Source organism: Piscinibacter sp. (assembly GCF_050175855.1).
In the GTDB taxonomy this organism is placed as follows: domain Bacteria; phylum Pseudomonadota; class Gammaproteobacteria; order Burkholderiales; family Burkholderiaceae_C; genus Piscinibacter.
The window spans coordinates 14,738-27,506 of the sequence record NZ_JBFXIO010000014.1 but is presented as its reverse complement, the minus strand read 5'-3'; the positions used below and the strand labels follow the sequence as shown (position 1 = coordinate 27,506).

The following is a 12,769-nucleotide window of genomic DNA, read 5'->3' as shown; positions in this document are numbered from 1 at the left end:
AGATGCTCTACAACTCCGACAGTTTCGCCGTCGTCTCGTTCGATGTGCCCGCGCCGCAGGGCGAAGGGCCGCTGAACCGCGGCGGCTACGAGATCGTCGACAAGTTCGCGCGCAAGGAGATCTTCATCCAGGGCGCGCTGGCCGAGAGCTTCAAGCAGGGCGTTCAGGCCCTGATCGAGACTGGCCCTTCGGAGGAGGAGATGGACTCCTTCATCGAGCGCTTCGCCTCCCTCTCGCAGCAGCCTCTGGTGCTGCACTGACAGGGCCGCCCGCCGCGGGCGGGCGTGAGCTTCACCACGCCGGTGGCCCCGAAAGCGGTCGACGCCGGGGCGCCTTCTGCGTTATGGTCCCCGTGCGCCGATGGGGCGCCACCCTGGAGGTGAGCGATGGTGAAGCACAGCCGCAGCGCTGGTGAGGGGCGTGCCGTCCTGTCTCCGGGCCTCAACGAGGCGCCGGTGCTCGACCGCATGTGCTCGCACTTCGTGCTCGCGCTGACGATGAGCCAGGCCGGCCGCTTCAACCCGCGGCGCGACTGGAACAGCCTGCTGTCGCTGACCGGCCGCCACCTCGTCTGGCCGGCGCCGGTACTGCGCCGGCTGCGCGACTTCCTCGACCACCGCTGCCGCGCCAACGACCAGTGGCGCGGCCACGAAGCCCTGTCCGACGCGCAATTCGTCGAGCGCCACGGCGCCTGGCGCGGGCCCTACGAGGAAGGCACGCTGTTCTTCTACCTCGACGAGTACGTCAAGGACGCACCGAAGGACCTGCTGCTCGTGCTCGGTGCCACCGCCGAGTGGCTGGAGCGCAGCCTGAAGAAGGAATCCACCCTCGTCGAAAAGAACATCGACGCGCTGGCCGGGCTGCTGCAGCTCAATGCCGCCGAGCGCGCGCTGCTGCTGTACGGCACGCTCGCCCGCTATCAGCGGGATCTTCGCGGTCTGCTGGTCGAGTTCAAGGTCAGCAATGCGCAGGAGGCCTATGCCGCCATCGCCCGCGTGGCCGGCGTCAACGAGGCCGACGTGGCCGAGGCGCTGCGTGCCGGCTCGCGGCTGGAGCGCATCGGCATGGTCGAGAACCTGATCTCAGAACACAACATCACCGACCTGGCCGACCTGATGAAGGTCAGCGAGCAGCTGCCGCCGGTGCTGATGCGCGAGTACCAGGGCCCGTCGGACCTGATGGCGGTGTTCACGCGGCCGGCCGCGCGCAGCGAACTGACGGCGTCGGACTTCCATTACGTCGGCGACGACTGCCGCATGATGACCGCGCTGCTGAAGAACGCGGTGGCGCGCAAGGAGCCGGGCGTCAACATCCTGCTCTACGGCCCGCCGGGCACCGGCAAGACCGAACTCGCCAAGGTGGCAGCGCAGGCCGCCGGGCTGGAGCTCTACGAGGTGGAGTACGCCGATCGCGACGGCAATTCACTGTCCGGCCGCGACCGCTACCGCTCGCTGCAGATCAGCCAGGTGTTCCTCAAGGGCAGCGCCAGCGTGGCGCTGCTGTTCGACGAGGTGGAAGACGTCTTCCCGCCGATCTCCACCGACGCCGCGCAGCTGATGGCGCGGCTCGACAGCAGCGATGCCGCGCCCACCGGCAGCGTCAGCGGCAAGGCCTGGGTGAACCAGATCCTGGAGAGCAACCCGGTGCCGGTGATCTGGGTGACCAACCGCATCGAGCAGATCGATGTGGCCTTCCGCCGCCGCTTCCAGTACCACCTTGAGCTGAAGAGCCCGCCGCCCGGCGCGCGCGAGGCGCTGGTCTCGCGTGCGCTCGAAGGCGTGGCGGTGGGCGAGGGCTTCGCCGCGCGGCTGGCCGAGCGCAAGGGGCTGACGCCGGCGCAGATCCGCACCGCGGTGAAGTTCGCTCGCCTGGCCGGCGAAGGCGACGCCGGCGGTACCGAAGCGCTGATCGAGCGCCAGCTGCTCAATGCCGACAAGGCGCTCGGCCAGACCGGTGCCGAGCGCGGCGCGCGCCGCGTGGTGACGAGCTACGACCTTTCCCTCGTCAACACCGAATCGCGCTTCGAGGTGCCGAAGATCGTCGAGGCGCTGCGCCGCAAGGGCTTCGGAACGCTGTGCTTCTACGGCCCACCGGGCACCGGCAAGACGGCGCTGGCCGAACACATCGCCGCCGAGCTGCGCCGGCCGCTGATGATCCGCCAGGCCAGCGACCTGGTGAGCAAGTTCGTCGGCGAGACCGAGCAGAACATGGCGAAGATGTTCGAGGAAGCCGAGGCCGAGCAGGCCGTCCTGCTGCTCGACGAGGCCGACAGCTTCCTGCGCAGCCGCAAGCTGGCCGAGCGCAACTACGAGGTCAGCGAGGTCAACGAGATGCTGCAGGGCATGGAACGCTACGCCGGCATCTTCATCTGCACCACCAACCTGTTCCAGGAACTGGACGAGGCGGCGCTGCGCCGCTTCACGTTCAAGATCCAGTTCAAGCCACTCACGCCCGCGCAGCGCGAGCGGATGTTCGTGGCCGAGGCGCTGGCCGGCGACGCCGCGGCGTTCACCGACGAGCAGCGGCGCCGGCTGCGCGCGCTGGAGCTGCTGGCGCCGGGCGACTTCGCGGCGGTGAAGCGGCAGGTCGACGTCCTCGGCGAAAGCTTCGAACCCGACGAGTTCCTCTCCCAGCTCGAGGCCGAGCACCGCGTCAAGCCCGAGGTGCGCCAGCAGCGCGGCATCGGCTTCGTGCACTGAAACCGCGCCGAGCGTGACGCGCCGCACGCGGCGCGCCCGCTGCGCCCTCCAGGGCGCGGGAAACCGTCCGAAAAGGTCGGACTGGACCCTCCCGTTCGCGCCGTGAACCCCGACGCCATCCTCGCCTGGCAGTTCCAGCCCTGGCTGTCTGCCGTGGCGGCCCTGCTGTCCGCCCTGGCCTGCCATGTGGCGCTGGAGCTGAACCGCCGCGTCGGCGGCGCCTCGTTGCGCGCCGCGCTGCCCTGGCTGGCCGGCGCCGCCCTGGCCCTGGGCACGGCGCTGTGGAGCGTGCACTTCCTCTCGCTGGCGGTGCGGCCCCTGCACCTGCCCGTGGGCTACGGCGGCGCGGTCACGCTGGCCGCCTGGGTGGCCGCCGTGCTGCTCGGCGCTGGCGCGCTGCTGCTCGCCGGCGCCCGGCGGTGGCCACGCGCGCTCGCGCCCTGGTTGCTTGCGATCACGGCCGTGGGTGTCTACGCCGCCTGCCTGTTCGACATGCGGCTGGCGCCGGCGCCGATCTGGCAGCCGCTCGGCCTGCTGGCCGCCGTGCCGGCACTGGCGCTGCTGGTGGCCGGCGCCGGTTGGCTCGCCGGCGGCGACCGGGCAGCCGATCCGCGCTGGCGCGCGCCGGCCGCCGGGCTGGCCGGGGTCGGCCTGGTGCTCGCCCACCACCTGGTGGCGTGGTCGGTGCACGTGCCGCAAGGGGCCGTGTCGCTGCACCAGATGGGCTGGCTGTCCGACACCACGCTGGCGCTGCTGGCCGGCGTGGCCACGCTGGCGCTGTCGGGCACGCTGCTGGCGCTGTCAATCATGGAATCGCGCATGCGCCAGGCGCTGCGGGCGGCGATCGAGCGTGTCGAGGAAGCCGCACGCACCGATGCGCTGACCCGCCTGCCCAACCGCCGCTCGTTCGAAGCCCGGCTCGACGCCGCCGAGCGCCGCGCCGCCGACGGCCGCCTGGCCACGGCAGTGCTGTTCATCGGGCTGGATCACTTCAAGCCGGTCAACGACTCCTTCGGTCGCCGCGTCGGCGACCTGCTGCTGCAGGCCCTCGCCCGGCGGCTGCGCGAGGTGGTGGGCACGCAGGGCATGCTGGCGCGCGTCGGCGGCGACGAGTTCGTGCTGCTGCTCGGCCCGGACAGTGGCCGTGCCGAAGCGGCGGCCATGGCGCAGAAGCTGCTCGACGCGCTGGCCCAGCCCTGCGAGATCGAGCAGCGCGCGCTGACGGTCAGCGCCTCGATCGGCGTGATGCTGTACCCGCGCGATGGATCGCTCTCGGCCGCGATGGCGCACGCCGAGGCGGCCTCGCGCTACGCCAAGCGCAACGGTGGCGCCACCTTCGCCTTCTTCGAGCCCCGCATGCTCGGCGACGCCCGCGAGCAGGCCGAACTGCTGCGCGACCTGCGGCAGGCGGTGGCCGGCAACCAGCTCGAGCTGGTCTTCCAGCCCAAGGTGCATGCGCCCACCGGCGAGATCACGGGCGCCGAGGCGCTGCTGCGCTGGCACCACCCGCAGCGCGGCATGGTCAGCCCGATGGTGTTCGTGCCGCTGGCCGAGCGCCACGGCCTGATCGTCTCGATCGGCCAGTGGGTGATCGAGGAAGCCTGCCGCCAGGCGCGCGCCTGGCGCGACGAGGGCCTGCGCATGCGCGTGGCGATCAACCTCTCGGTGCACCAGTTGCGCCAGCCGGATCTGGCCGAGCGCATTGCCGCGGCGCTGCAGCGTCACCAGGTCAAGCCGCACTTGCTGACCTGCGAGATCACCGAATCCGCCGCGATGGAGGACGCCGAAGGCACGCGCGCGATCTTCGAGAAGCTGGCGTCGGTGGGCGTGCACCTGTCGATCGACGACTTCGGCACCGGCTACTGCAACTTCGCGATGCTGCGCAAGCTGCCGGCCGAGGAGCTGAAGATCGATCGCAGCTTCGTGCTCGACCTGGAGACCAGTGCCGACGCCCGCGCGGTGGTCGACGCGGTGGTCAAGCTCGGCCAGGCGCTGGGCCGCAAGGTGGTGGCCGAGGGTGTCGAGACCGAGGGGCAGGCCCAGGTGCTGCGTGCGCTGGGCTGCGACGTGCTGCAGGGTTACCTGTACGCCAAGCCGATGTCGGCGAAGGCGCTGGCGCTGTGGGCGATGAACGACGTCGGGCCGCGGGCGATGGAGTTCAGCGCCTCGCTGTTCCAGGAGACTCAGCCGACCTCCGTGCACTGAGCAGGGTCGGGGCCGATTCGTAGAATGCCGGGATGAAGACGCCCGCCTACACCCGCGCCGCCGCGCTGCCCGCGATCCTCGCGCAGCGCATCGTGATCCTCGACGGCGCGATGGGCACCATGATCCAGCGCTACAAGCTCGGCGAGGCCGACTACCGCGGCGAGCGCTTCAAGGACCACCCGAAGGACCTGAAGGGCAACAACGAGCTGCTGCAGTTCACCCGGCCCGACGTGATCGGCGAGATCCATGAGAAGTACCTCGCCGCCGGCGCCGACATCGTCGAGACCAACACCTTCGGCGCCACCAGCGTGGCACAGGAGGACTACGGCCTGGCGCCGCTGGCGCGCGAGATGAATGTGGCCGCGGCGAAGCTGGCGCGGGCCGCCTGTGACAAGTACTCGGCGCCCGACAAGCCGCGCTTCGTGGCCGGCGCGCTCGGCCCCACGCCGCGCACTGCCAGCATCAGCCCCGACGTCAACGACCCGGCGGCGCGCAACATCAGCTTCGACGAACTGCGCGCGGCCTACCGCGAGCAGGCCGAGGGACTGCTCGAAGGCGGGGCCGACCTGTTCCTCGTCGAGACCATCTTCGACACCCTGAACGCCAAAGCGGCGATCTTCGCGCTCGACGAGCTGATGGAAGAGACGGGCGAGCGCCTGCCGGTGATCATCTCGGGCACGGTGACCGACGCCTCCGGCCGCATCCTCTCCGGCCAGACGGTCACCGCCTTCTGGCACAGCGTGCGCCATGCCAGGCCGATCGCCGTGGGCCTGAACTGCGCGCTCGGCGCGACCCTGATGCGGCCCTACATCGAGGAGCTGTCTCGCGTGGCCGGTGACACCTTCATCAGCTGCTATCCGAACGCGGGCCTGCCCAACCCGATGAGCGAAACCGGCTTCGACGAGACGCCGGAGATCACCGGCGGGCTGCTGGAGGAATTCGCCAAGGCCGGCTTCCTGAACATCGCCGGCGGCTGCTGCGGCACCACGCCGGAGCACATCGCCGCGATCGCGCAGCGCGTTGGCCGCTACCAGCCACGCTGCTGCGGCGGCAGCCTGTTCGGCGGCCTGCAGGCCGCCTGAAGCCTCAGCTCATCTGCAGCAGCCGCTGCAGGTTCAGGCGCACCTTCACCTCGTGCGGCGCCACGCCGCCGCTCACCGCCTGCGCGGGCAGGTGCGTCTGGCGCATCGCCGGCGCGGCCAGCACGGCGCCGGCCGGGTTGACGATGCAGGCCACCGTCGGCGCGTTCGCGCGCCGGCCGCGGCGCAGCACCACGCACGTCTCGCCGTTGGCCAGCTTGACCAGCGAGCCCGGCGGGTACAGGCCCACGGCCTTGATGATCGCCGAGCCGGCCTCGTCGGGCTGGCCTCGCTCGTCGAGGTAGGCGGCCTTGGCCGCTGCGGTGGCCGACAGCGCCTCGCGGCCGCGGCGAGGGCTCATGCGCGCGGCAAACACGTCGGCGCGACGGATCAGCCGGGCCAGCCGCATCGCCGGCTCGAGCGCCGCCAGCGGGCCGGGCGGCGCGTCGTGGTGGTGCTGCACGGCGTCGAGCCAGAGGGTGTCGGTGACGCCGGCGGCGCGCAGGGCCTGCACGGCGCGCGCGGGGTGGGAGTCGACCTCGGCGCGCTGCGGCGGCGTCAGCGGCGCGCTCTGCTGCGCCAGCTGGTTCTGCAGTGCGGTCATCGCCACGTTCATGCTGAGTGCGGCCAGCCGCAGCGACTGGCGCTGCGCCGGGGTGACGCCGGCCACGTGGCGCGAGGCCAGTTCGGCCACCACGGCCACCAGCAGCGCATGGCTGGCGCTGTAGTCGCGGTACTCCTGGGTGGCGGCGTGCACGAGCAGCAGCAGCGCGTCGTCGGCGTCGCTGTTGAGCTGGTCGAACATCGTCTTCTGCAGCGCCGTGAGCTTGCCGGCGAACTCCGGCTGCGCCGGGTCGCGCAGCACGGCGGCCAGCCGCACCTGCAGGTTCGACCAGTCGGTCGGCGCGTCGTCGAGACGCCGCCGGCCGGCGGCCGGCGGCGGCAGCAGGTCGGAGGCGTCGGGCCGGGCCTGGGCGATGCGGCCGAGCAGTTCGTTGCCGCGCACCAGTTCGTGCACCTTCCCGGCGATGGCGCGGCGCAGCGCCTCGCCGTCCTGGTCGTCGACGTAGAGCTCGCGCGACGTGAGCTGCTGCAGCTGTTCGTTGTCGGTCAGCACGGTGCCCTTGGGCACGAGCAGGCAGCCGGTCTTGTCGCGCAGCGCGAACAGGGTGGGGAAGCCGACGCGAAGCACGTCGGGCGGGAGCAACTGGTAAGCCATGGTGAGTGGGGTCTCGGCAGGTTTTCGGCCGCCGACCCCGCCGACTTGAGTCAGCGCGGGCTGCGTTCGCCCACGAAGATGTGAAGGCGGGCTTCGCCGGCCGGCGAGCGGCCACGCGGGTCCTGGCCAGTGACCACCATGCGATGGGCCGGCACGCCGCGCATCACCATCCAGTCGCGCGCACTGGCGGCGCGGTCGACCGCCAGCGCGGCGCCGCCGCGCGCGTCGGCCGGGCCGACGATCTGCACATTGGCCCGCGGCAGGCTGCGCACCGAGGCCGCCACACGGTCCAGCCAGGGCGTGGCCGTGGGGCTCACGGCGGCGCGCCCCGGTGCAAAGGCCGCGGCGGCGGGCAGGCTGATCCACAGCCGCTGGTCAGGAGTCTGGGAGACCTCGGCGCCAGAGCCCGAGAGTGCTGCACGCAGCCGCGTGCCGGCCGATTCGAGTTCCGGCGACCATGCCCAGGCCACGGGCGGTGCGGCGGGCAGGGGGGCCGCACTGACGGGCGGCGGCACCGGAGGTGGTTCGGCCTGCGGAAGCGCGCAACCGGCCAGGATCGAGGCCAGCACAAGCGTCCGGGCCAAGCGTGAGGGACTGCACATCCGGCCATTGCAGCCCATCGCCCCGCCGGGGGCAAGGCCGGGGCGACCCGGAGGGCTCCCCTACAATCGCAGCCTGCCCGAGGAGCGTTGCGACGACCGCCATGGTCGCCAGGCTCGGGCGGGGCGGCGCCCATCGACACAGTCGGTGCGCCGCAGTCAACGGCGCTCACCCGACAGACGGTCGCGGTGAGCCGCGGCCCCGATGGAATCGCCGCGATGAACGCCACCCCGACCCCCGTGTCCCCGATGAAGCTTGCCGGCCTGGAGCCGGTGGAGATCGGCGAGGGCTCGCTGTTCGTCAACATCGGCGAGCGCACCAACGTGACCGGCTCCAAGGCCTTCGCGCGGATGATCCTCGCCGGGCAGTTCGAGGACGCGCTGTCGGTGGCGCGCCAGCAGGTGGAGAACGGCGCGCAGGTCATCGACATCAACATGGACGAGGCCATGCTCGACAGCAAGGCCGCGATGGTGCGCTTCCTCAACCTGATCGCCGGCGAGCCGGAGATCGCGCGCGTGCCGATCATGGTCGACAGCTCCAAGTGGGAGGTGATCGAGGCCGGCCTGCAGTGCATCCAGGGCAAGGGCATCGTCAACTCGATCTCGCTGAAGGAAGGCGTCGAGGTCTTCAAGCGCCAGGCCACGCTGGTGCGCCGCTACGGCGCCGCCGCGGTGGTGATGGCCTTCGACGAAACCGGTCAGGCCGACACCTATGCGCGCAAGATCGAGATCTGCGAGCGCGCCTACCGCATCCTCGTCGACGAGGTCGGCTTCCCGCCCGAGGACATCATCTTCGACCCGAACATCTTCGCGATCGCCACCGGCATCGAGGAGCACGACAACTACGCGGTCGACTTCATCGAGGCGACACGCTGGATCAAGCAGAACCTGCCCGGTGCGAAGGTCAGCGGCGGGGTCAGCAACGTGAGCTTCAGCTTCCGCGGCAACGACCCGGTTCGCGAAGCCATCCACACCGTCTTTCTCTATCACGCGATCCGCGCCGGCATGGACATGGGCATCGTCAACGCCGGCATGATCGGCGTCTACGACGACCTCGACGCCGAGCTGCGCGAGCGCGTGGAGGACGTGGTGCTCAACCGCCGCAAGGACGCCGCCGAGCGGCTGGTGGAGATCGCCGAGCGCGCCAAGGGCGCGGCCAAGGACGACTCGGCGCGCCTGGCGTGGCGCGCCGGCACGGTGGACGAGCGGCTCTCGCACGCACTGGTGCACGGCATCACCGAGTTCATCGTGCAGGACACGGAGGAAGCCTGGCGCGCCATCGAGGCCACCGGCGGCCGGCCGCTGCACGTGATCGAAGGGCCGCTGATGGCGGGCATGAACGTGGTCGGCGACCTGTTCGGCCAGGGCAAGATGTTCCTGCCGCAGGTGGTCAAGAGCGCCCGCGTGATGAAGCAGGCGGTGGCCCACCTGCTGCCCTACATCGAGGCCGAGAAGCAGGCGCTGCTCGACGCCGGCGGCGACGTCAAGGCCAAGGGCAAGATCGTCATCGCCACCGTCAAGGGCGACGTGCACGACATCGGCAAGAACATCGTCACCGTCGTGCTCCAGTGCAACAACTTCGAGGTGGTGAACATGGGTGTGATGGTGCCGTGCCAGGACATCCTGGCCCGCGCCAAGGTCGAGGGCGCCGACATCATCGGCCTGTCCGGCCTGATCACGCCCAGCCTGGAGGAGATGCAGCACGTCGCCGCCGAGATGCAGCGCGACGAGTGGTTCCGCATGAAGAAGATCCCGCTGCTGATCGGCGGCGCGACCACCAGCCGCGTGCACACCGCGGTGAAGATCTCGCCGCACTACGACGGCCCGGTGGTCTACGTGCCGGATGCGAGCCGCTCGGTCAGCGTGTGCTCCGACCTGCTCTCCGACGGCCGTGCCACCGCCTTCATCCAGGAGCTCAAGGCCGACTACGAGCGCGTGCGTGCGCAGCACGCCAACAAGAAGGCCACGCCGCTGGTCACCCTCGCGCAGGCACGCGCCAACAAGACGCCGATCGACTGGGCCGGTTACGAGCCGCCGAAGCCGAAGTTCACCGGCCGGCGCCTCTTCCGCAACCAGGACCTGGCCGAGATCGCGCAGTACATCGACTGGGGCCCGTTCTTCCAGACCTGGGACCTGGCCGGCCCCTACCCGGCCATCCTCACCGACGAGATCGTCGGCGAGTCGGCGCGGCGCGTGCTGTCCGACGGCCAGCGCATGCTGCGCCGGCTGATCGAGGGCCGCTGGCTCACCGCCAACGGCGTGATCGGCCTGTTCCCCGCCAACACCGTCAACGACGACGACATCGAGATCTACGCCGACGAGTCGCGCGAGCAGGTGCTGATGACCTGGCGCGGCCTGCGCATGCAGACCGAGCGGCCGGTGGTCGACGGCGTGATGCGGCCGAACCGCTGCCTGGCCGACTTCGTCGCGCCCAAGGGCAGCGGCAAGGCCGACCACGTGGGCCTGTTCGCCGTGACGGCCGGCATCGGCGTCGAGAAGAAGGAGGCGCAGTTCCTCGACGACCACGACGACTACAGCGCGATCATGCTCAAGGCGCTGGCCGACCGCCTCGCCGAGGCCTTCGCCGAGCGCATGCACCAGCGCGTGCGCACCGAGTTCTGGGGCTACGCCGCCGACGAGCGGCTCGACAACGTCGAACTGATCGCCGAGCGCTACCGCGGTATCCGCCCGGCGCCTGGCTACCCGGCCTGCCCCGATCACACCGTCAAGCGCGACATGTTCCGCGTGCTGCGCTGCGACGAGATCGGCATGGCCCTGACCGAGAGCCTCGCGATGACGCCGGCGGCCAGCGTCAGCGGCTTCTACCTCGCCCACCCGCAGGCGACGTACTTCAACGTCGGAAAAGTGGGCGAAGACCAGTTGGCCGACTGGGCTGCGCGCAGCGCGCTCGACGTGGGGCAGGTGAAGCGTTCGCTTGCTTCGCTGCTCTGACGCCGGCTTGACGGCGGTTGCACTCACACACCGAAGACGCAACTGAAAGCAGAGCCGCCGCAACAGGTCGCGGTGACTTTGCATCGGCGTGTAAGAGCTTCTCCATCTGCCAAGTTTTGGCGACATGAGCTGTCACTGACCGCGAAGAATCGCGCGAATTTCGGGTGGCACGTGCGGTGCAAGACCGTGCCTCGTCAAGTCGGTTGCTCAGGGAGAACAAGGTGACACAGCAGGATTCGACGGTCGCCGTCGCGCGCTCGCCGCGCGCCCGGTTTGCCGCAGGCACGCTCATCGCTGCATTGGCCTTCACGCTGGCGGCGTGTGGCGGCTCGAAGGAAGACGAGGCCGTGGCCGACGTGCCGCCGTCGCGCAGCGAAGCGGCGCGCTTCCTGACGCAGGCCACCTTCGGCCCGACCTCCGCAGAGATCGATCGCGTGATGGCACTGGGCTACCGCGGCTGGATCGAAGACCAGTTCGCCCGTCCGGCCGGTTCGCACCGTGCGTACTGGGAGGCTCAGGATGCCGCCGTCAAGGCCGCCAACCCGACCAACACCGGCGCGAGCGCCGGACAGGACGGCATCTACAACTCGTTCTGGCGCCACGCGCTCACCGGCGAAGACCAGCTGCGCCAGCGCACCGCCTTCGCGCTGTCGCAGATCTTCGTGATCTCGCTGCAGGACGGCGGCGTCGGCAACGAACCGCGCGCCGTGGCGCACTACATGGACATGCTCGGCGAGAAGGGCTTCGGCAACTACCGCGACCTGCTCGAGTCGGCGTCCCGGCACCCGATGATGGGCACCTACCTGACCAGCATCCGCAACCGCAAGGCCGATCCGAGAACCGGCCGCGTGCCGGACGAGAACTATGCGCGCGAGGTGATGCAGCTGTTCTCCATCGGGCTGCAGCAGCTCAATCCCGATGGTTCGGTGAAGCAGTCCGGCGGCGTGACACTGGAGACGTACGGCCCGGCCGACATCGCCGGTCTGGCGAAGGTGTTCACCGGCTGGAGCTGGGCCTGTGCCGACCTGTCCAACACCTGCTTCGGCAGCGGCTCGCTCGGCGGCGTCACCGACCCGGAGCGCTGGACCAAGCCGATGGTGGGCTATCCGCAGTACCACGCCACCGAGGAAAAGAGCTTCCTCGGCACGACGATCGCCGCGCAAGGCACGGCCGACCCGAACGCCAGCCTGAAGACGGCGCTCGACGCGCTGTACCAGCATCCCAACGTCGGCCCGTTCATCGGCAAGCAGCTGATCCAGCGCCTGGTCACCAGCAACCCGAGCCCGGCCTACGTTCAGGCCGTGGCCGCAGCCTTCGACAACAACGGCGCCGGCGTGCGCGGCGACATGAAGGCGGTGATCCGCGCCGTGCTGCTGCATCCGGAAGCCCGGGCCACCTCCGATCGCAGCGGCAAGATCCGCGAGCCCGTCCTGCGCCTGTCGGCACTGCTGCGCGCCTTTGGCTATGCGTCGGATTCCGGCAACTTCCGCATCGGCAACACCGACAACGCCGGCTCCTCGCTCGGCCAGACGGCGATGCGGTCGCCCACGGTGTTCAACTTCTATCGGCCGGGCTACGTGGCGCCCGGCACGCAGGCCGCTGCGGCCGGGCTGGTGGCGCCGGAGATGGCACTTGCGCACGAGACCTCGACGGCCGGCTACGTCAACTACCTGCGCGACGGGGTCTCCTCGGGCTTCGGCGCCAGCGCCAGCGTGACGGTCAACGGCACGCAGGTCACGCGGCGTGACCTGCAGCCGAACTTCGCCGCCGAGATCGCTCTGGCCGACCGGCCGGCCGAACTGGTGCAGCAGGTCGCCGACAAGCTGATGCCCGACGGCAGCATGCCCGACGCGCTGAAGAACGAGATCGTGACGGCGGTCTCCGCCATCACGATTCCCGCGCTCAACAACTCGGGCAGCAACCAGGCGCAGATCGACAGCGCCAAGCGCAACCGGGTCAACGCCGCCGTGTTCCTCACGATGGTGTCGCCCGAGTTCCAGGTGCAGAAGTGACCAG

The 12,769-nt window shown here is 70.5% G+C and carries 8 protein-coding genes and 1 riboswitch; of the genes, 6 read left to right on the top strand and 2 right to left on the bottom strand.

What is annotated here, in order from left to right; genetic code table 11:
* Nucleotides 1–2: 2 nt before the first annotated feature.
* The 4 genes from AB7U92_RS02510 (at nt 3) to AB7U92_RS02495 (ending at nt 5,986) form a co-directional block, all read left to right on the top strand.
* Nucleotides 3–260 carry a BTH_I0359 family protein gene (locus tag AB7U92_RS02510; RefSeq protein ID WP_428574402.1) on the top strand — a complete coding sequence of 86 codons (258 nt, stop codon included), beginning with the start codon at nt 3–5 and terminating at the stop codon, nt 258–260.
* Nucleotides 261–386: 126 nt separating this feature from the next.
* Complete coding sequence (locus tag AB7U92_RS02505; protein WP_428574400.1) at nt 387–2,699, top strand: ATP-binding protein; 2,313 nt, start codon at nt 387–389, stop codon at nt 2,697–2,699.
* 102 nt (nt 2,700–2,801) lie between these two features.
* Nucleotides 2,802–4,904 (top strand): putative bifunctional diguanylate cyclase/phosphodiesterase, encoded by a 2,103-nt coding sequence (locus tag AB7U92_RS02500; protein WP_428574398.1) that lies wholly within the window; start codon nt 2,802–2,804, stop codon nt 4,902–4,904.
* A 32-nt stretch (nt 4,905–4,936) separates the two neighbouring features.
* Complete coding sequence (locus AB7U92_RS02495; protein ID WP_428574396.1) at nt 4,937–5,986, top strand: homocysteine S-methyltransferase family protein; 1,050 nt, start codon at nt 4,937–4,939, stop codon at nt 5,984–5,986.
* Nucleotides 5,987–5,990: 4 nt separating this feature from the next.
* On the opposite strand, the gene AB7U92_RS02490 is transcribed toward AB7U92_RS02495, so the two are convergent.
* On the bottom strand, nt 5,991–7,202 hold the full coding sequence (locus tag AB7U92_RS02490) for an HD-GYP domain-containing protein (protein ID WP_428574394.1): 1,212 nt from the start codon (nt 7,200–7,202) through the stop codon (nt 5,991–5,993).
* Between the two features lie 50 nt (nt 7,203–7,252).
* Nucleotides 7,253–7,672: an OmpA family protein gene (locus AB7U92_RS02485; RefSeq protein WP_428574392.1), complete on the bottom strand. Its 420-nt coding sequence runs from the start codon at nt 7,670–7,672 to the stop codon at nt 7,253–7,255.
* Nucleotides 7,673–7,877: 205 nt separating this feature from the next.
* Nucleotides 7,878–7,979, top strand: a riboswitch (S-adenosyl-L-homocysteine riboswitch).
* Nucleotides 7,980–8,020: 41 nt separating this feature from the next.
* Here AB7U92_RS02485 and metH point away from each other — a divergent pair.
* Nucleotides 8,021–10,753, top strand: a complete 2,733-nt coding sequence (metH, locus tag AB7U92_RS02480) for a methionine synthase (RefSeq protein WP_428574390.1) — start codon at nt 8,021–8,023, stop codon at nt 10,751–10,753.
* 221 nt (nt 10,754–10,974) lie between these two features.
* Nucleotides 10,975–12,765, top strand: coding sequence for a DUF1800 domain-containing protein (locus AB7U92_RS02475; protein ID WP_428574387.1), 1,791 nt, complete (start codon nt 10,975–10,977; stop codon nt 12,763–12,765).
* The last annotated feature ends 4 nt before the right edge of the window (nt 12,766–12,769 follow it).

Coding starts and splice junctions, on each gene's coding strand:
- AB7U92_RS02510 (WP_428574402.1), top strand. CDS start 3: ATGCTCTACAACTCCGACAGTTTCGCCGTCGTCTCGTTCGATGTGCCC.
- AB7U92_RS02505 (WP_428574400.1), top strand. CDS start 387: ATGGTGAAGCACAGCCGCAGCGCTGGTGAGGGGCGTGCCGTCCTGTCT.
- AB7U92_RS02495 (WP_428574396.1), top strand. CDS start 4,937: ATGAAGACGCCCGCCTACACCCGCGCCGCCGCGCTGCCCGCGATCCTC.
- AB7U92_RS02490 (WP_428574394.1), bottom strand. CDS start 7,202: ATGGCTTACCAGTTGCTCCCGCCCGACGTGCTTCGCGTCGGCTTCCCC.
- metH (WP_428574390.1), top strand. CDS start 8,021: ATGAACGCCACCCCGACCCCCGTGTCCCCGATGAAGCTTGCCGGCCTG.